This window comes from Acinetobacter gerneri DSM 14967 = CIP 107464 = MTCC 9824, assembly GCF_000368565.1.
Lineage (GTDB): Bacteria > Pseudomonadota > Gammaproteobacteria > Pseudomonadales > Moraxellaceae > Acinetobacter > Acinetobacter gerneri.
In genome coordinates this window covers 283,452-305,314 of the sequence record NZ_KB849537.1, presented here as the reverse complement: position 1 = coordinate 305,314, position 21,863 = coordinate 283,452, and the positions used below count along the sequence as shown (strand labels likewise).

The window sequence follows — 21,863 nt, the reverse complement described above, 5'->3', positions numbered from 1 at the left end:
CCAGAAGTTCGCTTCTGGTTTTTTTATCCATAAATATTTAGAAAAAGCGAAAGCTGAGCAATATAAATAATTTGCAAGTTACATGAATTTTCATACACTATGCATATGAAGCAAATAGAATATTTACAAGCAAAGTAAAGCGATAAACTCAATCAACTCGTCGCTAGATGCAGCAATGTGGATAGCTAAAAAAGGAAACTTGATTGAAAATTAAAAATATTTTAAGTCGGGTCTTAGATTGGTCAGAAGTTGCCAAGACACAATTAATATTGTCATTTTCAGTATTTATGGATCTTGGTTTGTTACCACTGATCAATCGTTTCATAGATCATCCATTGGCAAATCAAAGCTTTTTATTGAAAGCACAATATTATCTCATTGCTTTTGTCTTGATCGGATTAACTTTGATTTGGATTGGGCATTTGCTTAAAAAATATAATAAATATCAAAGATTTTATACATATTTTTCACTTAATTATTATTCTATTTCTTTAATGTTTACTGCCATTGCAGTTGGGATTTTAAATATTACCAATGGCGTGATTTTTATTGGAACATGTTTGATCGGGATGATTTTATTTCCGAGAAAAGTCGTTTATAGCGGTATTATTACGACTTCTGTGATGTTTATTGTGGCGATCCTTTTAACGTTACACGGTACCATTTCTTATGCGCCAGCGATTAGGCCACATAGTGTTTTTGTTCCTGAACTAGAGCATTTTTATATTATTAATTCAACAATTTACACGCTGGCTTATTGTTTTGTTACAGTATGGCTTTTAGACCTCTGTTTACAGAGTTGGCATGAAAAAAACCAACTGATCAAAGAGTTATCCAATGTTGATGTATTGACTGGATTGATGAACAGAAGAGGATTGGAAAACTTTTTAGCTTCCATTAAGAATGAGCAAATATCTGCAAATTATGGATTGATCATATTGGATATCGATGACTTTAAAAGCGTGAATGATCAACATGGACATTTTGCAGGGGATCATGTTTTAAAATTTGTCTCCTCAGCGCTTAAAAATCTTGCCCGCAATGGAGATCTACTGATACGTTATGGCGGTGAGGAATTTATTATTTTATTGCCTCATACAAGCCTTGAAGCGACGATCCGACTTGCAAATAATATCAAAAACTATTTAAATCATCAGAAGATCAGCATAAATTCTGCAACAAATCTAAATATTACAGCGAGTTTTGGGATTACTCACTCAGGGGATTCGGTTTCTCGATTTGAAGAATTATTTAAAACAGCCGATCAACATTTGTACCAAGCAAAGGCGTTGGGCAAGAACCAAGTCTATGCTGCCGAAAGAATTGATTTATAGCAAGAAAATGCTTAATATTTATCCAAAAATGGATATTCTATAACAAAGGATCGTAGAAAATGGATTTGATTCAATACAATGGACAACCACGTTATGGTCGTTTTGAGCATATCCCAACGTCGATCAACGTAGAAAAATATATCTATCAAACACCTTATGGTAAGGTACTTACAGGTTGGCGTAAGCGATTAAAATATAAGAAATTTAAATTTTGTAGTATCCAGCATGGGGATTTTAGTATCGGCGTGGCAATTGCGGATATTTCTTGGGCTGGGCATGGTTTTATCTATATTTATGATCATGCGACACAACAGGTTTTAGAGTGGAATGCCAATACTTTTATGGGGCATAACACAGTGGTGGATGAGCAACCCTTATTTAACCAAAGTCATTTTGAAAAATCGCCGTTTCATATCGAGATGCAACATGCCAATGGTGTACGTTATATCCGTGTGACCAAGCATGGTGAAGAAAAATTAAAAGCCCGTATTTTTTGTGCAGGGACTCAACCATTGAGTTTGTGCTCACCCAATGGCATCAATGGATGGACGTATACGCAAAAGAAAACCACACTTACAGTTGAAGGTTTTTTTGTCGATAAGCAAAAAAATAAGATTGATTTTAATGAAAAAACGCTTGCCTCATTGGATGATACCTGCGGATTTTTACGCCCTGAAACCGCTTGGTTTTGGCTTTCATGCAATTTTTGGGATGCAGAAGGTAATCGTATTGGTTTAAATCTCGCTTCGGGTGTCAATGAAAGTTTTGGCAATGAAAATTGTCTTTGGTTCAATGGCGAACTTTATCCTGTTGCAGATGTTTTATTTGAAAAACATGATGAGCAACATTGGGTGATTCGTTCACTCGATGATCGATTGCATTTGATGGTTGAAACAGGTTGGCGACGTTTTGAAAATCTCAATTTACGTTTAGTCGGTAGCCAATTTAGCCAGTGGCAGGCGAAAGTATCAGGCACGATTCAAAATGAACAGGGAGAGAAAATTCAGCTCAACCGAGAATACGCTTTATTAGAACAACACTATGCCAAGTGGTAATTGCTATCAAATCAAAGTTAAATTTACGAACGCTTTAAAATATAAAACATAGGATTGAGAACAGATGCATAAAATCATATTTTGGGGCTTAGTTGGCTTTATGAGCAGTACCTTGCTGCATGCGGAATCAAGTAAAAAGACTGTCTGTAAATTTGATCAAAGTAAGCAAATCGTACCCTGTCAAATCACACAATCTAAAACAGCGGATGGAACTCTACTCAAATTGGTTGCGGCGAATCAACGCACTTATTTTGTAGAAGATTTATGTAATGATATTGGTGAATGTTCACCAGCGATTGGTTTATCTAAAGAGAAAATGTTTGATGGCATAGATGAGCTGAGTAAAGGCTTCCGATGCATCGAGGAAAGTTCAGAGAAACTCAAAGTTTGTTATAGGAAATAGAATAATCAAGAAGATTGAAAATTATAGATCTTATCGTGTGGTCTAATTGTTTAGTGTTTAAATTGAGGCATTCACCACATCGTCTTTCGTTTTATTTGAAATGCATTTCAATTTTGTTCAGGTTCACTTCTCTTAAGTTAAAAATAAGCAAAACTAAGCGTTTGGCGGATAGGTTATCCTTATCCACCAGCCCAACGCTTCACATATCTAACTAAGAAGCTTTTAATGTTGTAGATCTTTGAGTATCAAACATAGTCTAGATTATTACATTAAGAACAGAGCAAAGCTCGGCTTATAAACCCGCAGCCCAAAATGCTTCACCTGCCGCAATTGGATCATCAGTCTCATTAAGCGTGTCGACCCAAACTTGGTATTGGCGGATGACTTCATGCTGGCTTGGGTGAAAATCTTTTTTATACCAGTCCAAATATTGCTGTTTCATGCGCGATAAAGTACCCGTTTTACCAAAAAACCACGGCAAACCTTTTCGAGCCAGTTTTAAACGCTCAAGACGATTGAAGCCATCTTTTTTGAGCATGATATTGGTACGATACAGGGTGAAGCCAAACATCAGTGCAGTTGTAAAAGCCAGAGCAAATTTACGGGTGGATTCTGGCACCTCACCGACTTGTTTCATGACGTCAAATGCAACATCACGATGCTCCATTTCCTCGATAGAATGCCAAGCAAATAGGGCACGCACAAAAGGATCGACTTCAGCAAGTGTTGATTTTTTACTAAAAAATGTCTCTGCCATGAGCGCTGTTAAATGCTCAGCCGCCGCAGTCATGGCGATATTATATTGAGCAGAACGATTTTTTAAAATGTAGGCAAAATGCCCTGATAAATATTCAATAAACTGATCTACAGGCATACCTTGTGCCTTCATGATGTCGTTCATTTTGTCATGCGCGATACCGTGCTGAGCTTCTTGTTTGATGAAGTCTGTGACACGATTTTGTAAATCAGGATCTTTAATCTTATCTCGAAACAAGCGCACGCTTTGGATGAAATAACGCTCTCCAATCGGAAAAGTCAGGCTAAGCGCATCAAACATACGGGTTTTAAATGGGTCGCCACCAAACCAAAAGCGTGGAGCTTGTTCAAGTTTAAAATCAAGATTGCTACGTACAACTGGATCAACTTGGTATTTAACGAGTGCATTCATCTTATTTTACTGGCTTCGCTATTGATATGTTCAGTATGTCGCTTATTTACAAGTTTGTTTTGACAGATGTTGCCATTTTTTATACATTTTACGACAAATGACAATCTGATATTTCAATATCAGCATCTCAATATGAGTACCGCTATGCAGCATGAATTACTGATTTCAAATGGTTATTTCCAGCTTTGGCAAGCCTATTTAAACCAGCAAAATGATGACTGGACGGCATTGCCTTTGAGCGCTGAACAGACCCAAATGCTTGAACAGATCTTGTCTGAGCCGATGGATAAACTTTCGCCTTATTCATTTTTTATGGTGTTGATCGAGCTGACCCAAAAACATTTAAATAGTCCAGATCTACCTTTTGCGATGGCACGTTGCATCAGTCCTGCAAATTTTGGATTGTTGGGATATATGGCTTCGCGTAGTGAAAATCTAGCTCAAGCGATTGAATATGTGGTTCGTTTTAGTCGTTTAGTGATTGATGGCGACAATATAACGTCGATGAAATATCAAAGAGATGGTCAATATATTCGTATGCATTGTCCACTGAGCCACGAAAAGTTTGTGTTCTTACATGAAGTGACTTTGGCCGCTATGCTGCATTTGGCAAAACAATTTGTTCCTGAAGATAATTTTCCATTATTGCGCATGAGTTTTGTCAATAAACCGAGCATGCCGCTCAAATATTACCAAGCATTTTATGGCTGTGAGTTGAAGTTTGAACAAGCAGAATATGAAGTGATTTTTTCCAATAAAGTATTGGATTTGAAACCTGAGCAGGCTGATCCGAACTTAATCCAGCTTTTAGTCACTCAAGCTGAAGCTGCGATGCAACAACGATCAAAACAAAGTAATGTCGCGGAAAAATTACATTTTATTTTGGCGGAATATTTGAGACTACGTCAGCAAGCTCCAAAAATTGAAGATATTGCACAAGAGTTACATGTGTCTGTCCGGACTTTGCAGCGTCAACTTGCGGAGCATGATTCTTCTTTTAAACGAATTTTAGAAGTTGAACGGATTAAGCGCTGTGATGCTTTATTGAAAAGCGGTACGGCATTGACCGATATTGCTTTCGAGCTTGGTTATTCGGATCAGTCCGCTTTGGCACGTGCTTATAAAACCTTGACAGGGCAGACGTTATTGCAAAAGAAGAAAGTTCTAAATAGCCTAAGTAAATCATAAGCGGGCTAGACCTTGCTTTATCATTTGAATACTTACGATCACTTGATTATTCACTTTTATTTGCTGTTTAAGCACTGTGATTTTGATAAACGAAAAATGCATCGAGTTTTGTCGCTTAAAGGTTAATGCCTGTAAAGATAATCCATCAATTGATTTGTCTTTAGTGCTCGAACATGAGCTTTTGCAATGCCATTCTGATAAAAAAATAAAAATAAAGCTTTTTGATATGAATGACTTAATAAAGGAATGATTTAAAATAGCAACAAAATAAATCTGTTAAAAAACAACAAAATTAGGAAGCTTTGATCATTGAAGCAAAAGTTAAAATATTGATTAATGTAGCTCTTGGGTTGTCACTGAAATTTTAGAGGCTGAATCGTGACTTTTGCGCTCTATCTATTGAGTAAAAAATAGCGGTACAATGCAGGCTCTTGTATTTCAACACAACAACTCCTCAAATTTACAATTCAAGGAAAGTACAACCCTATGTCACGTCTAGCTACCCGTTTTGCAGAGCTTAAATCACAAAAGCGTAAAGCTTTAGTTTCTTATGTTATGGCGGGTGACCCACAGCCACAAGTAACAGTACCTTTGTTACATCAGATGGTAGATGCGGGCGTAGATGTTATTGAACTTGGATTACCATTTTCCGACCCTATGGCTGATGGTCCAGTGATTGCACTTGCTGCTGAGCGTGCTCTGGCTGCTGGAACAAATACCTTAGATGCCTTGAATATGGTGAAAACATTCCGTGAAAAAGATACAACGACTCCTGTCGTTTTGATGGGTTATCTCAATCCTGTCGAAGTGATTGGCTATGAGCGATTTGTATCGATTGCACATGAATGTGGTGTGGACGGTATTTTATTGGTGGATCTACCACCAGAAGAAGCACATGATCTTTCTGTAGTACTGAAAAAGTATGCAATGGATCAAATTTTCTTGCTTGCACCGACTTCAACCGATCAACGTATTCAACACGTAGTCAATCAAGCGAGTGGCTTTATTTACTATGTATCATTAAAAGGTGTGACAGGCGCTGCAACTTTAGATACTGCTGATGCGGCTTCACGTATCGAAAAGATCAAGAAAGTGACAGATATTCCTGTTGGCGTAGGATTTGGGATTAGTGATGCTGCTTCAGCGAAGGCGATGGGCAGTGTGGCTGATGCTGTGATTGTCGGAAGTGCATTTGTAAAACCATTTGCAAATTTAGCACCAGAACAAGCCGTAGAACATGCGGTAAATAAAGTCAAGGAGCTTCGAGCTGCGCTCGATGAGTTAGTATGAATCAAGAAGTGAAATCAGGGAAAATCCTTAGCCCATCGACACCTTGGACAGATCGCCCGATTCCGAGCATCCATGTACCAGATGCAAAAGAAACGATTAAGGCGACATTTACAGAACCAACGATTGAATGCCCTGAATGTCATGCTTTGGTGACACGTACTGCGATGTCATTCAATGCTTATGTTTGTCCACAATGTGATGAACATTTGAAAATGAAAGCGCGTGATCGTTTAAATTGGTTCTTTGATCAAGTTAAAACTGAAATGGGTCAAGAATTTCACGCCAAAGATCCTTTGCATTTTGTAGACAGCAAGCCATATCCTGAGCGTATGAAAGATGCTCAAGAGAAAACTGGTGAAACTGAAGCACTTGTAGTGATGCAAGGGACAATTAAAAATATCCCAATGGTTGCTTGTGCTTTTGAATTTGACTTCATGGGTGGTTCAATGGGTACCGTTGTTGGTGACCGTTTTGTACAAGCTGCCGAAAAAGCAATCAAAGATAAACAACCACTGATTTGTTTTGCCGCTTCAGGTGGTGCACGTATGCAAGAAGGCATGTTGTCTTTGATGCAAATGGCGCGTACTTCTGCTGCAATCCAAAAATTGAAAGATGCACGTCTTCCATATATCGTGGTATTGACTCATCCTGTTTACGGTGGTGTAACTGCTTCACTTGCGATGTTAGGTGACGTACACATTGCTGAACCTAAGGCAATGATCGGTTTTGCGGGCAAACGCGTGATCGAACAAACTGTACGTGAAAAACTTGAAGAGCCGTTCCAACGTGCTGAATTCTTGCTTGATCATGGTGTGGTCGATCAAATTGTCCATCGTCATGCATTACGTGATACTGTATATCGTATTGTAGCGAAATTGATGAACGTATCTTGAATAACACAGCACCATTAAAATCTGATCATCTACAAACATGGCTCGATTATTGGGGCCATGTTCATGTTACAGGAATTGATTTAGGCTTAGAGCGGGTCATTCCTGTTGCAGAGTATCTCGGTGTAACTCAGCCAAATGCCAAAGTGATTACTGTTGCAGGCACCAATGGTAAGGGTTCAACTACCACAACACTTGCTGCTATTTTAAATGCACAAGGTTTCAATGTTGGGTTGTATCAATCCCCACATATTTATCGTTTCAATGAACGGGTCAAATTGGCTGGTATTGAAGTCGATGATCAAACATTAATTGATGCTTTTGTTCAAGTCGATCAAGCGCGTCGCGCGTGTGATTTAAGCCTATCCTTTTTTGAAGCTACCACTTTGGCTGCTTTTATTATTTTTAAACAACAACAATGTGATGTTTGGGTCTTAGAAGTAGGACTTGGCGGTCGCTTAGATGTGGTCAATGTGATTGATCCAAATGTAGCTGTGATCACCAATATCGGTCTAGATCATACAGATTGGCTAGGCGATACCATTGAAAAAATTGCTTTTGAAAAAGCAGGAATCATCCGTCCCAATATTCCCGTGATTTTTGGGGGCATTCAAGAACTTCCGAAAGCGATTGAAAATAAAGCGCAACAATGCGGTGCTAAGCTTCATGTGGCAAATCGGGATTTCTTTTATGATTATGCCGAAGATGGACAATCTTGGAATTTTGCAAGCTCAGGTCTTACTTTAAAATTGCCATTGGGTGCTTTGGCTCTAGAAAATATTTCTACAGCAGTGGCTGCGATTTTATTGAGCGGACTAAAAGTATCTCAAGAGGCAATTGCCCAAGGGATCTTAAATGCTAAGTTACAAGGTCGTTTTGAAGTTCGGAAAATCCAAGAAAAAACTGTGATTTTTGATGCTGGACATAATCCGCATGGTGTTGAATTTTTGTTAAAGCAATTGCGAAAATTCTTAGAATACAATAAACAATACACAGAAGTCGTCGCCGTTTTTTCAATGTTGGCAGATAAAGATATAAATTCTGTCGTCAACTTATTGAAAAATACTGTATTAATGTGGAAAATTGCACCATTGACTGTTGCACGTGCAGCACCGTTGGAGCAACTGACATCCGCATTAGCAGGGGAAACGGTGCAACAATTTGAAAATGTACAAGCAGCATTTCAATCAGCGCTTGAGTCTACAAAAAATAATCAGCTGATTTTGGTGTGTGGTTCGTTTCATACCTTAGAAGCGGTCTGGGAGTATCTAGAAGAATGTCAATGAATAACAAACAACGCTGGATGGGTGGCGTTGTTTTATTAGGTGGTGGTGCGCTATTGGCGGCATTGCTCCTAAAAGGCAACGAAGAAATGCATCAAAAAACTGATGTCGCTCCTTCTGCAAATGTACAGCAAAATCAACAAACTTCTCAGACTTCAGGACAAGGTTTGACAGTGGATGTTGCCACTGAAAAACGTTTGCTTGAGGAACAAAAGCGTAATCGTGAAAAAGCGGTTGCTGAGCAAGAAGCCAAAGCTGCTGAGTTTCTACGTTTACAGCAACAAGCAGAAGCAGCTGCTGCTCAAAAAGCTGCAGAAGAATATGCTGCGCGTAATGCTAGAAAACTCGCTGCACAAGAAAGTTCAGACAACATTCCTCCTAAAGATTTGACTGACAAATCTAAAGCAGATGACACAAAGACAGCACAACAAAATAAAAATAGCGACAATGAAAAAAAGTTAGCTGAGCAGAAGCGTTTACAAGCTACCGCAGAAGCAGAAAAGAAACGTAAAGCAGATGAAGCCAAACGCAAAGCAGAGGCTGATGCTGAAAAAGATCATAAAGAAAAACTCGCTGCACAGAAAAAGGCTGAGGCTGATAAGAAAGCTGAAGCAGATAAGAAAGCCGCTGCTGAGAAAAAAGCTGCAGCTCAAAAAGCAGAAGCTGCTAAGAAAAAAGCAGAAGCTGAAAAAGCCCGTGATCTTTTGGAAAATGGCGATCGTCAATGGATGGTACAAGTTGCGTTGGCAGCTAACCAAGCCAATGCAGATGCTGTTGCAGCAAAATTGCGAGCTAAAGGCTATAAAGTAACGAAAAGCCCGACGTCAAAAGGGATCCGTATCATGGTCGGTCCTTCGAAAGATCGTGCCACAGCAGATGCGGCACGCAAAAAGATCACGAGTGATGCAAGCTTAGGAATGAAGTCTGCATGGGTGATTGATTGGGTGCCACTCGATCAACGTTAAGCAAGACGTTCAAAAGCATTTTTGCGAAACTTTAAGATGGATTTGAAAGCTGATTTCGAATCCATTTTATATTTTCAGGGCTAAAAAGTTTTTCGATATTGAACCAAATCGGGTGGAAACCGTAGCCACCATGTTTCATTTCATTGAGTGCATCTTCTCTTGACCAATTTTCAAAAATAATGCGGTACATGGCGACACTTGCCCCTGTACGATCCGAGCCATGATAACAATGGATAAGAACATTTTTATTTTGTTGTTTTGCCTTTTCAATGCTTTGCATGACTTGCAATAATTCTTCACGGCTGATCGACCATGTATTGATTGGGATATGCACCATTTGTATATGAGCGATCGATTGTAAAACCTGTGCATCTAAATTACTGGCACGTAGATTGATCACCATTTGAATATTTTGTTGTCTTAAAAGCGCTAACACATCTCCTGAAGGCTGTTCGCTACGATAAACATGTTCGGAAACTTGATAAAAATTATGTGGTTTTGAGACTACATGTGCCCAAGTTCTAGGTCTTTGTTCATCAGGCAAAGCCGAAGTACTGATACAGCCTGAGAGTTGCAGATTAAGGAGCAGGGCACAGCCAAGAGAAATGTAAATTTTATTCATTTTAATCAGTCTATTTATAAAGCAAAAAAGTAAAAAATTAAGTTAAAAATCGAGATAAATCTTTAGGGTCATGCGCACATATAATTTCAATATTTGATTGATTTGCTGCAAGTGCTTGGATATCGGCCAAGGATTTCATTCTTTGGCTATTATTGGCTGCCAATATCTTTTCTGTACGTTCTAAAATTGGCAATTTATTGCTCGGATCAAGCTCTAGATGTGAATAGTACGCATCACCGCAGAAAAATAACCAACCATTTTCACGTTTTATCGCAATACCACAATGTCCTTCGGTATGCCCGAGTAATGGGATTAGTAAAATTTCATCAGCAAAAATATTTAAGCCTTGCACACGTGAAAAATTAAACCAATTTTCACCTTTTTCTAATTCTAAAAAGTTCCAATAACGATGATTTTTAAACTGTTTTGGACGATAGCGCAGTTTATTTAATGCAGAAATTTTTTGGGCTGCATTGAACTCATTGGACAAGATATGAATGGTGGCATTTGGAAAATCTGAAATTCCTCCTGCATGGTCAAAGTCTAAGTGACTGACCAATATATGTTTTACATCAGAAGGTTTGAAGCCTAACTGCTGGATTTGCGCGATAGCGGTCAAAGTCAGATCAGATTTGATTGCACCAAAGCGATTGAGCACTGCACCAAGGCGTTTTTTTGTATGTAAATAATCTTGTATACCAAGCCCAGTATCAATCAAGACCAAACCACGGTCAGTTTCAACCAATAAACAATGACAAATGATATTGGCTTTTAAGCCTCTTTGTCCAAAAAGTGGTGCACAAACGGGGCACATTGTTCCACAATGAAGATGATAAATATTGTAAATCATATAAAATTTTACTTGAGATACATTCATCCAACGTTATACAGTAATTTTATAGATAGACCAATGTTTATAAAATAGGCAATTGAGTAAAATTGTAATCGCTCCTTTGCACTGACTTTAATAATAATTTTAAGGATAGTTAGCAAGTTTTGACCAGAAGATGAACAGCTGACTTGGGGAGAGTGGAAATGAAATTATATTATTCACCAACATCACCTTTTGCTCGGAAAGTTCGAGTGGCGATTCTTGAATTAGAACTACAAGATCAAGTTGATTTGATCCTTATCAATCCATGGGCTGATCCAGAATTACGCAAACTCAATCCATTGTGTAAAGTTCCGACTTTGGTACTCAATCATAAAGAAGTACTTTTTGAATCTGTATTGATTTGTGAATATCTCAACTCTTTACGTGAAAAGAAAAGTTTATATCCGATCGAACGTGTGCATTATTTTAAAGACATGCGTTTGCAGGCTTTGGCAGATGGTGCAATGGCCGCCATAGGTCGCTTATATGCTGAATATCAAAAGCCTGAACAAGAACAGTCTTTGAAAATGATTCAAAGATTTATTGAAACAAGACAAAGTAGTCTGAACTGGCTTGCAAAACATTTGGAAGATTTTGCGGAGGGTATAACGATTGGTGCGATTGCTGTCGCTTGTTTTTTAGACTATATCAGTTTTAGGTTTCCCAATGATATATGGAAAAATGAATTTTCAGATTTATATCAATGGTTTGAAAAAATGCAACAAAGAGATTCGATGCAACAAACAGTCTATCAAAATTTAGCCCTTTGATTTTTGTAAAAATAGATCTATAAAAAACCCACCAGATGATTGAGCATAGGTGGGTTTTTTATAGATATTAGGGCTTAATGGACAAACATATCCATAAACTCGCGCAGTTCTTGGATGGCAATTTCAGTATCACTGGTGAGCCAAGTCGGCTCAAAAAAACCTGCATAGTATTCAAGACGTTCTTGGGGAACAACTAAACGTATTGGACATTCTTCCTCAAGTAAACGCCACGGGATAATCGGCACATCGTTGTCTACAAAAGGTTTTACATCACGGATATCAATCACCATCGCATTGATACAATCAGGAAACGGCATCACCGAAAATTCCTCGGTACGACGACGAAAATATTCTAAATCTCCCCATTTCAAAGCATAACTTGGCTTACTAAACTCAATGATACCAATAAGATGACCATCGCGAGTGGTATGCAAAGTGCATTGATGAGTGACATCTGTATCCAGATCCAAAGAAACAGCTTGCCTTTGATATGACATAAAAATCAAGATCTAAAATGAGGGACGACATTATAGCCTAGTTAGATCTTAATATGTTGTTCTGTGCTTTGAATTTGTTAGGAGCAAATCTGCTGTAAAATTCTCATAACAAATGTATACACACAAAAGGATCAATCAGGCGTAGTATAAAAATTCACCAATCGAATATTAATAAATTAGAGAGGTGCTTATGCAACATGATTTCAGCCGTCCTTCTCATGTGACCAGCAGGGAAGAGATTCAACAAAAACGCCGTTTGCCAGTGTATATGCTGATTCTTGTAGGCTTATTCTTATTTGCGATGCTTATGTATATGGTTGCTGACTGGGCTAAATAATATGAAGCACCATTTCAAGCGTAGCGAGATGTTTATTCACAAAATACTGAGTGTAAAGTGATACATCAGCTGCAATTTTCAGTTCATGTTCCTCTAAATGGCATGACGATTTCTAGAATATTCCACCAACAGCCTTAGCAATTGCTAAGGCTTTTTTGCATCATTCAGTAGCGTTTTTCTATTCACGCTCATTTTTGTAGTAGTTATGCAGTCTTATGTTGCTTAAAAAATATACTTTTTCAATAATATTGAATATAAATTATCCAATTTATAAAGAACAAGTTGCTTGACTTGCTTGTTAAAAACAGAACATAACAAGAGGTGAAAAATGAACGGATATTTTACTGGAGACCCGAGGGGACTAGATTTTATGTACTACTGGGATCAATTTCATCCCATTATTGCTGCCGTACTCATTTTAATCGTGGGTTGGATTATTGCTTTAATCGTCGCAGCAGGCATAAAAAAGCTCCTACAAAAATTAAATACGAATCACAATCTTTCAAGTGCAGCAGGACATACTGTGGCACAGTCGAAAGTGCCTGATTATGAATCGATTGTTTCAAAATTTGTTTTTTGGTTTGTTTTAATCCTTGCTGTGATCGCAGCATTGAATGTTCTTAATATCAGTAGTGTCAGTGCTCCTTTAAGTGACATGATCGGTCAATTTCTGATTTTTGTACCAAATATCATCGCAGCGGTGATTGTGGCTTTTATCGGTTGGATCGCTGCAAGATTGGCACGAGCAGGCTTGGTTCGAGTTTTAGCCAAAACTCAATTGGATGAAAAATTGAGTGCGGACGTTGGTGTAAGTCCGATCAGTGAAAATATTGCAGAAATTATTTATTGGTTGATTTTACTACTATTTTTACCCATTGTTCTGTCTATTTTAGGACTCACAGGCTTACTGGTTCCTGTGCAAAATATGGTAAATGAAGCCATTTCCTATTTACCCAATATCTTTATTGCTGGGGTTATTATTTTTGTTGGTTATATCTTGGCAAAAATTGTCCGTGGCATCGTGGAAGGACTGATCAATAGCCTCAATCTACAGTCTCAAGCACAAAAGATTGGCTTGTTTAAAAATGGCAGTATTGCCAAATTTTTAGGTTCATTTGTTTTTGCCATTATCATTATCACTGCATTGATTGTCGCATTTGAAGCACTCGGTATACAGGCGATTTCTGAGCCTGCCACTTTGATGCTTGGTCAAATCATGAATGCGATTCCAAACATCATTGCTGCTGGATTGATCCTGATCTTGGCCTATGTGGTGTCTCGCTTTGTGGCTCGTTTGGTTTCAGAGCTGGTGGCTGGTACTGGTGTTGATGAAATCCCTGCAAAATTGGACGTACAGCGCTTTTTAGGCAACACGAAAGTATCTTGTATCATTGGATATTTGATCGTATTTTTCACTATGCTCTTTGCTGTTTCGGAAGCGGCGAATCGACTTGGTTTCGAGCAAATCAGTGTCTTGATTGCGATGTTTATCCAGTTTGGTGCAAGTATCTTGCTCGGTGCGGTCATTATGGTGATCGGCTTTTGGTTGGCAAATCTTGTGGCAAATATCGTGCAACGAGGTGAATACAATAGCTCAAGATGGCTAGGCAATTTGGTCCGTGTTTTGATCATGGGCTTGGTGATTGCCATGGGACTGCGAGCGATGGGTATCGCTGACTCCATTGTCAATTTGGCATTTGGCTTAACTTTGGGTTCTGTTGCAGTTGCCTTTGCTTTGGCATTTGGTTTAGGTGGTCGTCAACCTGCTGAAACTGTGTTGAATGGATTGATTGATAAAGCCAAAAAAGAGGCAAATCAACCCAATCCACTCGCTGAAAAATCTACAGCTACAACTGATCCATCACCTACAGAAAGTCAGCTAAGCACTGACAGTAATGCGGTCGAATCAGAGTACTCTGAACACAATAATCCTTATGGATCAACCGGTGAAAATAGCACTAGTTCAGATGACCCTTTGAAAAATGACCCGAAATAACCTTTAATTTTCACTCAAGATCGATCAGTCTAAATTGGTCGATCTTTTTTATTTTTGATTTGGAGGGAAATAATGCCACCAAAAAAACCGAATAAATTTATAGCACCTGTGGTGATTGCGGGGATTACAGTGGGTTTTTTAGCAAGCGCCTATAAATTTGTATTTGCAAAACCTAAGAAAAAATCACAGGAAAATGAACACGTCGAGGCGCAAGCTGATTTATACACAGATTCAGAAAGTTCTCAGCCTAAAAGCGAAGAATAGTTTCTATGTATACATCATACTTACTGGTGATCATCCAGTGATGGCACTAAACAAATTCAGATGCGGCATGTGCAGATGACCATGCCCATTGAAAATTGAATCCACCTAAATGTCCTGTTACATCCAGTATTTCACCGATAAAAAATAAACCTTTTTGTTTCTTACTTTCCATCGTTTTTGAAGAAACCTCAGCAGTATCTACGCCACCCAAAGTCACTTCAGCAGTGCGGTAACCCTCAGTTCCTGAAGGTTTTAACTCAAATGCATGCAGTCTTTCAGCAATCGTTTTAAGTTTTTCATCACTCAATTGACCAATCGCGGTTTCTGCAACATCAGACCAAATCAGTTGTTGTAGCTCAGTGATCACACTTTTTGGGTACATTTCACTTAATATGGTGCGTAATAAAACTTTGGGTTGGGTATTTTTCTTCTGTTTAAATAAGGCGTGTAAATCAGTGCTTGGTGCAAAATCAACTTTAAAACTTTGCCCAACATTCCAGTAGTTAGAAAGTTGTAAAGAACTTGGACCGCTCAAACCGCGATGAGTAAACAATAATGCTTCAGTAAAACTATTTAGGTCATTGGAAAGCGTTGCTTCTACAGCATTACCACTGAGTCGAGTGGTGACTTCTTTAAATTGATCTGAAAATGTAAAAGGTACAAGTCCTGCTCGTGTCGGATAGACATGATGACCAAATTGCTTGGCAATGTCATAACCGATGCCTGAACCACCTAAAGTTGGAATAGACAAGCCACCTGAAGCAATCACTAAGGATTCTGACTGGAAATCGCCTTGTGTACTTGTGATCTTGAAACCAGAGTCAATACTTTGAACAGCTTTAACTTCACAGTTAGCTCGAATCTCAACTAAACCCGTTTTTTCACATTCATTTTCCAGCATTTTTAAAATTTCTTTTGCGCCTTTTAGTGTGAAAAGTTGACCATGCTTACGCTCTTCGTAGTCGATGCCATACTCACAGACCATCCCAATGAAATCCCATTGGTTATAGCGGCTTAGCGCAGAAATCACAAAATGTGGATTGTGTGAAATAAAGTTTTCAGGCTCAACATATAAATTGGTGAAATTACATTTCCCACCGCCTGACATGAGGATTTTTTTACCAATTTTATTGGCTTTTTCTACAACGAGTACATGACGCCCACGTGCTGCGGCTTTTGCAGCAAGCATTAATCCTGACGCACCTGCACCCAAAACGATGACGTCATAATGATTTGTGGACATGGTCGATACTCGGTATTTTCAAAGCGGCAAAGTATAGCGAAAAATGGTGTAAATTTCAGGACTATTCGAAGGGGAGCGAATTTTTTAAAGTGGTCATTTCAATGCTTGGCTCCTTTGCCTTGCAGACCGCCACTGTGAATTAACAAGATGCGACTATGTTTGGGAAAATAATCTTGTTTGAGTAGCTCGAAAATGCCAAAACACATTTTTCCTGTATATACGGGATCGAGCGGAATTTGATATTTCTGTTCAAATTCATCGATAAAGTTGAGCAGCTCAGGAGAAAACTTCGCATAGCCGCCAAAGCAGTATTGATCAGTGATTTGCCAATTGGTTTTTTGCGTCCATTGGCTGATTTCTTGCTTGAGAAAATCACCTTTTAATGACGAAAATCCTAAAATTTTCTGATGATCTTGGCTGGCTTCGATGATGCCTGAAATCGTTCCACCAGTACCGACTGCACAGGCGATATAATCATATTCTAAGTCTTGAGCTGATAAGATTTCCTGACAGCCTTGTATCGCAAGGGCATTGGTTCCCCCTTCAGGAATGATGTAACTTTCAGGATATTTTTCCAATAATTCTTTTAAAAATTCTGCTTGATTTTTATGCCGATATTTTTCACGTGAAACATATTCCAACTTCATCGCATGACGCTCAGCAGTCGCCAAAGTGTGATTAAGCGGTTTGTTGGCTAATTCTTCACCACGAATGATACCGATACATTCAAAGCCAAAAAGTTTAGCCGCATAGGCTGTCGCCGCGATATGATTTGAATATGCGCCACCAAAACTAATAATCCGTTTTTTCCCTAAGCGTTTTGCTTCGAGTAAATTGTATTTCAATTTATAAAATTTATTGCCCGAAATTTCAGGGTGAATCAGATCAAGACGTTTGATGACCAGCTCAATCGTAGAGTCGAGCTGGACTTTTTGATCACAAATCGGTTGTTGAATATGCTCAAACATGGCTTTAGTGGCTTAATCTTTGTTTGTATTGTATCGAAAAAATGGCTTCGGACTGATTTATTTAAAAATAAAACAGCTTTAAGTCACCCATTAGATCTCTTTCATAAATCTAAAATATACAGTCATTTATTATTTTGAAAGTTAATACAGGAAGTCCCTTCTCCTTTTGGGAGAAGGTTAGGATGAGGGTAAATTTCTAATAGCATCCTTACTTTCTTGCGGAACATGTTCCTCATCCTTTAAAAAGGAGAGGAAACGGTACTGTAGAACATAATGTTAATCTAAAATCTATTTATGCACGTTATCTAGCCCATCTTTAAAACGCTATACATTTATTTTGAATTGGTATCGACTGAGGTCACAACCGACATACCAGGACGGAGGTATTGTAAGCCTTGTTGGTTTGGATCAATCGCGATACGTACTGAAATCCGTTGCACGACTTTGGTAAAGTTCCCCGTTGTATTGTCAGGTTTGAGTACGCTAAATTCTGAACCTGCAGCAGGAGATATTTCTTCAATATGCCCAGTAAATTTCTGATGATGCATAGCGTCTACAGTAAACCAAGCCTTTTGCCCGATTTTCATATCAGCAATCTGGGTTTCTTTAAAATTTGCCAAAACCCATGTTTGTTTGGGAATGAGGTAGAGTAACTGTGTGCCTGCCGCAACATATTGCCCAACACGAGGGCTAACCTCACCGAGTTGACCATCCATTGGAGCGGTAATCACACTATAATCCTTTGTGGTCACGGCTTGATCCAATTGTGCATTGGCATTGGTGACTTGTGCTTTTAAGCCTGTTTCAGCAACCTCAGCCGTTTTTAATGCTTCTTTGGCAACCAAGACATTGGCTTCGGCTTGTTTGAGGAGGGCTAAATTATTTTTGGCATCAGCAGCCGCTTTATCTTGCTCAGTTTTTGAAGCTGCACCGCTATTTCCAAGTTGTTGATAACGATTGAGCTGACTGACAGAAAGTTCATAAGTCGCTTTGGCTTGGTCAACTTTAGCTTGAGCTGCAACGATATCGGCTTTGCGTTGTTCAATATTTTGTGCTTGATTGGCTAAATTATTTTTAGCTTGATCAACACCTGATTCGGCTTGGGTGACTTTTTGATCATACGTTGTTGCATCGATATGCATCAACACCTGACCTTTTTTGACATGATCATAGTCGATGACTTTGACATCTTTGATATAGCCATTGATTTGTGAGGATAAAACCGTTGTTTTACCTTTGATATAACTATTGTCAGTAGACTGAATTGCATTGCTAAATGGACCCAGTTTCCACGCCCACATAATGACTGCAATCCCGATCAATAATACAAAAAACATCAGCACCAAAGTCCGCTTCGCAGTCGGAATGAGTTTACTCGAAGGTGGTGGAACAGCAGGGGACGGAGTAGGGCTTGCGGCAGGTGCAGACTCTGACTGAGGTGCTGTCGGTTTTTCTGTACTATTTTGATCTTGTGCCATATCGTTACTCAAATAAAATACTGATCTGTGTGCTGTATCTAGTTCAATTTAATCATTTCAAAACAAGAATTATGATTTCATTCTTTCCATCCGTTGTTGTTTTAAACTGAGATATTTGGTTCTTGCGATATTTGAACCACCCCAGATTAAGAGTAGTACCGCAAAAATACCATTGAGCGCAATGACATCATTATAAGCACGAACTTGCGCTTCTTTGGTCACTTGTTGACTTAAGCTACGTATCGCTTGATTTTGTTCATAATTTGGATCAATGGTGTATTTACTGGCACTTTGTGTATAAGTGGCAAGTCGCTGTGCAACTAATGGGTCTGCTTGGGGTAAATTGCTGACGATTTCAGTGACATAATTTTGCGTACGAATTTGCTGATAAGTCGAAAAAAATGATGAACCAATCAGCCCGCCAAAGGTTTGAGTTGCAGAAAATAGCACGACAAAGGTCACCATATGACTAGGACCTTTTTGCAGCGCATTGATGATCCCTGTTAATAGCAAAGGACCGATAAACATTCCACTGGCAAAGCCCACCAAAAACTGACTACGATAAAAATTTGCCGGTCTAACATCGCTGGTTAAATGATAATCTAGTGCACAAGCGACAAAAACCAAAAATGTGGCAAACAACAAATGCCAAATCATGCGTTCGCGAGAAAATGTTATCGCGCTAAATACTGTACCTATTACGATTCCGATAAAAATCACGCTATATAAGGGAACAAACTGATCTGGCCCCATGCCCATAGTCTTTAAGAAGTTAACTGCTGCATAGCTTTGTTCGGACATCAAAATACGTATCGCCAAGGCACCAATCACAAAGCGAATGGTAGAAGACGTGCCGAGCCAACGCGTCATGATCAACGGATTGACCCGAAAATGTTCATACGTCAAACCGACGATAACGAGGACAAAGCCCGCGATCAGGACATAGCCGAGCCATGGAACATTGACCCACCACAAAATTGGACCTTGAGTGAGCACAATACAAAAACAAGCAAAACCTGGTGCGAGCAAAGCAAAAGTAAAGAAATCTTGTTTTTCAAAGACTTCAATACGCAGACTGCGGGGTAATTTTAATGATACGACCATCGCTAGACAGCACAAAGCCAATCCTAACTCAAAGGTATAGAGCTGTGCCCAATCATTTACATCAACCAAATATGGTGAAATGATCCATGCCAACGGTACTCCGAGCTGTTGAAAACCCAGTGCTAAAAATAGTCCTTTACCAAAATGTACTCGCTTAAAGGCCTGCATAATATAGTACATACCCAATGAACTCAGCGGCGCAGCCACGATGCCACTGACGATGCGCACAAATAGTGCCATGTGAAAGGTATGCACAAAAATATGTAAAATCAGCACGCAAATAAATAGCACTAAACCTAATTCAGAAAAAAGCCGTAAACCATATTGCTGACGAGCTTTAAATAAAATCAAGTTTGAACTGACATTTGCCATTACGTAGGCAGCAGGAATCCACGCCGCCTCAGCAGGCGTTAAACCATATTCACCCTGAATTAATGGTAAATTTGCAGTAATAAAACCATTACTCAAACTACCTGAAATCGCCACCACGATGCCAATGATAAAATACAGCAAACGTTTTTGATTTGAATGTGCGATTGCAGCAGGTGAACCCGGTAATGTAGGACGCTCTTCAGGGGTCCAATCTGGCATTGGTTCTAAAACACGAGGTGATTTTTCCATCACAACCTCACGACGCTTTGATGCCATTGATTAGTAAATCAACGGCTCGTGTGGCAAGGCGAACTTGCTCTTGTTCATTTAAACCCTGAAAAGAAGAACGCAAAATCCCTGTGATCATTGCATAATCTTTAGGTGTCAAATCTGCACGACATACGCCATGTGCGATCGCCTTATCAATCAATGGCTGCAAAATTGCATCTCGACGCGCATAGATCTCAATCAACACAGGATCATGATGTTCAATCACTCGCCAATAATCCACCAAAGCGGTGAGTAAGGGGAGGTTATGAATATGATTGCGAATGAGTTGAAATAAACCATCCTCAAATTGGATGAAATGTTGAGCATTTTTTTCCAAACGTTCCAGTCCATACTCCATCAAAGCAATCACCAATGCTTTACGATCAGCAAAATTGCGATAAAAGGTCGCACGTCCAACACCCGCCTCATCAATGACCATTTGTAATGGCGCACGAATTCCGTGATGACGAAAAATCAAAAGAGCAGCATTGAGCAGGTCGATACGGTTTTGAGCCGCCTTTTGTTGACGATTGAGCGTAGTTTGCATATCGAGAACTTGCATGAAAAAAATAGTGAAAAGAACAATACGAATTAAACGGACATTTTTGTCCGATGTAAAATAATTTTCGGAAATTTTTTGTAAATCAAATAAAATTTGATGGAAAATGCCAATAAAAATGTGATGTAGTACACAAAAATATCATATGAACTATTGTAAAAATAGAACAAAATATGTAGAAATTAATGGAGAGTAAATTTAATTTTTTATTATTTATATTATATATATCAATATATTACTGGGGTGATATGTTAAAGATTATTACATTTTGGATTATGATATCTCAGTTTATTGTACTGACAGCATGCCATTCTAGAGAGGATGCTGATCAATTGAAAAATATAACATTCCCTGATAAGACAACTGAGCAACAATTTAAAAATTGGTATACGGGAAACAACCGAGTTTTATTAGATGAATATCGCAGTTACCTTGCAAAATATTTGAAAAATACTCCAAATGTATTTCAGCTCAGTTATAACCAAAGCAATGAGCTTAAAGGTTGTGAACAGTATCAATTTACTATTCCACCAAAACAATATTGGAAAAATATCATCAATTCATTGAAACTTATTGAGAAACTTCAAATGAATGGATTATTCGATCACTATCGTATTGTGCATGCTTATAGTCCTAAACAGGCCAATGCTTGTTTTAGCAATGCTATTGAAAGTAAACATGATAGTAACAGTGCAGTTGATATTCAGTTACTCAACGAGCAACAGCAAATTTATCACAATCAGGGGACAAAAATTAAAGAACTTTGTCAATTCTGGATTGAAGATGGGCGTGAGTACCGCATGGGTTTAGGTATTTATAACAATGACACTTTGCATATCGATACCTTGGGTTATCGAACTTGGGGCATCGGACGCTCAACCAAAAGATCGCCGTGTTTAGTAGATGATTAATAAAAAATATTTATAAATAAGC

Annotated in this window: 22 protein-coding genes; 13 read left to right on the top strand and 9 right to left on the bottom strand. The window is 38.7% G+C overall.

Annotation, left to right across the window (positions count from 1 at the left end; translation table 11 throughout):
• Positions 1 to 203: 203 nt before the first annotated feature.
• The 3 genes from F960_RS03105 to F960_RS03095 all read left to right on the top strand — a co-directional run bounded on the left by F960_RS03105 (position 204) and on the right by F960_RS03095 (position 2,792).
• On the top strand, positions 204 to 1,334 hold the full coding sequence (locus F960_RS03105) for a GGDEF domain-containing protein (protein WP_004857374.1): 1,131 nt from the start codon (positions 204 to 206) through the stop codon (positions 1,332 to 1,334).
• A gap of 59 nt (positions 1,335 to 1,393) precedes the next feature.
• Positions 1,394 to 2,389 carry a DUF2804 domain-containing protein gene (locus F960_RS03100; protein ID WP_004857372.1) on the top strand — a complete coding sequence of 332 codons (996 nt, stop codon included), beginning with the start codon at positions 1,394 to 1,396 and terminating at the stop codon, positions 2,387 to 2,389.
• Between the two features lie 64 nt (positions 2,390 to 2,453).
• Entirely contained in the window at positions 2,454 to 2,792 is a 339-nt protein-coding gene (locus tag F960_RS03095; RefSeq protein WP_004857369.1) for a hypothetical protein, read from the top strand.
• A gap of 292 nt (positions 2,793 to 3,084) precedes the next feature.
• Here the strand turns inward: F960_RS03095 and F960_RS03090 are convergent, their stop codons facing one another.
• Complete coding sequence (locus F960_RS03090; RefSeq protein ID WP_004857368.1) at positions 3,085 to 3,960, bottom strand: metal-dependent hydrolase; 876 nt, start codon at positions 3,958 to 3,960, stop codon at positions 3,085 to 3,087.
• 144 nt (positions 3,961 to 4,104) lie between these two features.
• Between F960_RS03090 and F960_RS03085 the strand changes: the two genes are divergently transcribed.
• The 5 genes from F960_RS03085 to F960_RS03065 all read left to right on the top strand — a co-directional run bounded on the left by F960_RS03085 (position 4,105) and on the right by F960_RS03065 (position 9,576).
• The gene (locus F960_RS03085; RefSeq protein WP_004857365.1) at positions 4,105 to 5,148 is read left to right on the top strand and encodes an AraC family transcriptional regulator; all 1,044 of its coding nucleotides are present in this window, start codon (positions 4,105 to 4,107) and stop codon (positions 5,146 to 5,148) included.
• Positions 5,149 to 5,634: 486 nt separating this feature from the next.
• Positions 5,635 to 6,438 (top strand): tryptophan synthase subunit alpha, encoded by an 804-nt coding sequence (gene trpA, locus F960_RS03080; protein WP_004857362.1) that lies wholly within the window; start codon positions 5,635 to 5,637, stop codon positions 6,436 to 6,438.
• Positions 6,435 to 7,331: an acetyl-CoA carboxylase, carboxyltransferase subunit beta gene (gene accD, locus F960_RS03075; protein ID WP_004857360.1), complete on the top strand. Its 897-nt coding sequence runs from the start codon at positions 6,435 to 6,437 to the stop codon at positions 7,329 to 7,331. Before trpA ends, accD begins: the two co-directional genes overlap by 4 nt.
• Positions 7,328 to 8,614, top strand: a complete 1,287-nt coding sequence (folC, locus tag F960_RS03070) for a bifunctional tetrahydrofolate synthase/dihydrofolate synthase (RefSeq protein ID WP_004857357.1) — start codon at positions 7,328 to 7,330, stop codon at positions 8,612 to 8,614. The genes accD and folC overlap by 4 nt, the downstream gene beginning before the upstream one ends.
• On the top strand, positions 8,605 to 9,576 hold the full coding sequence (locus tag F960_RS03065) for an SPOR domain-containing protein (protein ID WP_004857354.1): 972 nt from the start codon (positions 8,605 to 8,607) through the stop codon (positions 9,574 to 9,576). Before folC ends, F960_RS03065 begins: the two co-directional genes overlap by 10 nt.
• A gap of 31 nt (positions 9,577 to 9,607) precedes the next feature.
• On the opposite strand, the gene F960_RS03060 is transcribed toward F960_RS03065, so the two are convergent.
• Positions 9,608 to 10,198: a dual specificity protein phosphatase family protein gene (locus tag F960_RS03060; protein WP_004857351.1), complete on the bottom strand. Its 591-nt coding sequence runs from the start codon at positions 10,196 to 10,198 to the stop codon at positions 9,608 to 9,610.
• 37 nt (positions 10,199 to 10,235) lie between these two features.
• On the bottom strand, positions 10,236 to 11,048 hold the full coding sequence (locus F960_RS03055) for an MBL fold metallo-hydrolase (RefSeq protein ID WP_035374065.1): 813 nt from the start codon (positions 11,046 to 11,048) through the stop codon (positions 10,236 to 10,238).
• A 185-nt stretch (positions 11,049 to 11,233) separates the two neighbouring features.
• Here F960_RS03055 and F960_RS03050 point away from each other — a divergent pair, with 185 nt between their 5' ends.
• A complete protein-coding gene (locus F960_RS03050; RefSeq protein ID WP_004857346.1) occupies positions 11,234 to 11,842 on the top strand; it encodes a glutathione S-transferase in 609 nt (202 codons plus the stop codon).
• Positions 11,843 to 11,916: 74 nt separating this feature from the next.
• On the opposite strand, the gene F960_RS03045 is transcribed toward F960_RS03050, so the two are convergent.
• On the bottom strand, positions 11,917 to 12,339 hold the full coding sequence (locus F960_RS03045; protein WP_004857343.1) for a hypothetical protein: 423 nt from the start codon (positions 12,337 to 12,339) through the stop codon (positions 11,917 to 11,919).
• 190 nt (positions 12,340 to 12,529) lie between these two features.
• Between F960_RS03045 and F960_RS22580 the strand changes: the two genes are divergently transcribed.
• The 3 genes from F960_RS22580 (at position 12,530) to F960_RS03035 (ending at position 14,936) form a co-directional block, all read left to right on the top strand.
• Positions 12,530 to 12,676 carry a hypothetical protein gene (locus tag F960_RS22580; RefSeq protein ID WP_004857342.1) on the top strand — a complete coding sequence of 49 codons (147 nt, stop codon included), beginning with the start codon at positions 12,530 to 12,532 and terminating at the stop codon, positions 12,674 to 12,676.
• A 328-nt stretch (positions 12,677 to 13,004) separates the two neighbouring features.
• Entirely contained in the window at positions 13,005 to 14,672 is a 1,668-nt protein-coding gene (locus F960_RS03040; protein WP_004857339.1) for a mechanosensitive ion channel, read from the top strand.
• A 72-nt stretch (positions 14,673 to 14,744) separates the two neighbouring features.
• Positions 14,745 to 14,936 carry a hypothetical protein gene (locus F960_RS03035; RefSeq protein WP_004857335.1) on the top strand — a complete coding sequence of 64 codons (192 nt, stop codon included), beginning with the start codon at positions 14,745 to 14,747 and terminating at the stop codon, positions 14,934 to 14,936.
• A gap of 46 nt (positions 14,937 to 14,982) precedes the next feature.
• On the opposite strand, the gene F960_RS03030 is transcribed toward F960_RS03035, so the two are convergent.
• The 5 genes from F960_RS03030 to F960_RS03010 all read right to left on the bottom strand — a co-directional run bounded on the left by F960_RS03030 (position 14,983) and on the right by F960_RS03010 (position 20,918).
• The gene (locus tag F960_RS03030; protein ID WP_004857331.1) at positions 14,983 to 16,179 is read right to left on the bottom strand and encodes a BaiN/RdsA family NAD(P)/FAD-dependent oxidoreductase; all 1,197 of its coding nucleotides are present in this window, start codon (positions 16,177 to 16,179) and stop codon (positions 14,983 to 14,985) included.
• Between the two features lie 98 nt (positions 16,180 to 16,277).
• Positions 16,278 to 17,147 (bottom strand): 1-aminocyclopropane-1-carboxylate deaminase/D-cysteine desulfhydrase, encoded by an 870-nt coding sequence (locus F960_RS03025; protein ID WP_004857328.1) that lies wholly within the window; start codon positions 17,145 to 17,147, stop codon positions 16,278 to 16,280.
• Positions 17,148 to 17,479: 332 nt separating this feature from the next.
• Positions 17,480 to 18,625, bottom strand: a complete 1,146-nt coding sequence (locus F960_RS03020; RefSeq protein WP_004857325.1) for an HlyD family secretion protein — start codon at positions 18,623 to 18,625, stop codon at positions 17,480 to 17,482.
• A gap of 69 nt (positions 18,626 to 18,694) precedes the next feature.
• Complete coding sequence (locus F960_RS03015; RefSeq protein WP_004857322.1) at positions 18,695 to 20,350, bottom strand: MFS transporter; 1,656 nt, start codon at positions 20,348 to 20,350, stop codon at positions 18,695 to 18,697.
• Positions 20,351 to 20,357: 7 nt separating this feature from the next.
• Positions 20,358 to 20,918 (bottom strand): TetR/AcrR family transcriptional regulator, encoded by a 561-nt coding sequence (locus F960_RS03010; RefSeq protein WP_035374068.1) that lies wholly within the window; start codon positions 20,916 to 20,918, stop codon positions 20,358 to 20,360.
• A gap of 260 nt (positions 20,919 to 21,178) precedes the next feature.
• Here F960_RS03010 and F960_RS03005 point away from each other — a divergent pair, with 260 nt between their 5' ends.
• Positions 21,179 to 21,841, top strand: a complete 663-nt coding sequence (locus tag F960_RS03005) for a hypothetical protein (RefSeq protein ID WP_042072507.1) — start codon at positions 21,179 to 21,181, stop codon at positions 21,839 to 21,841.
• Positions 21,842 to 21,863: the final 22 nt, after the last annotated feature.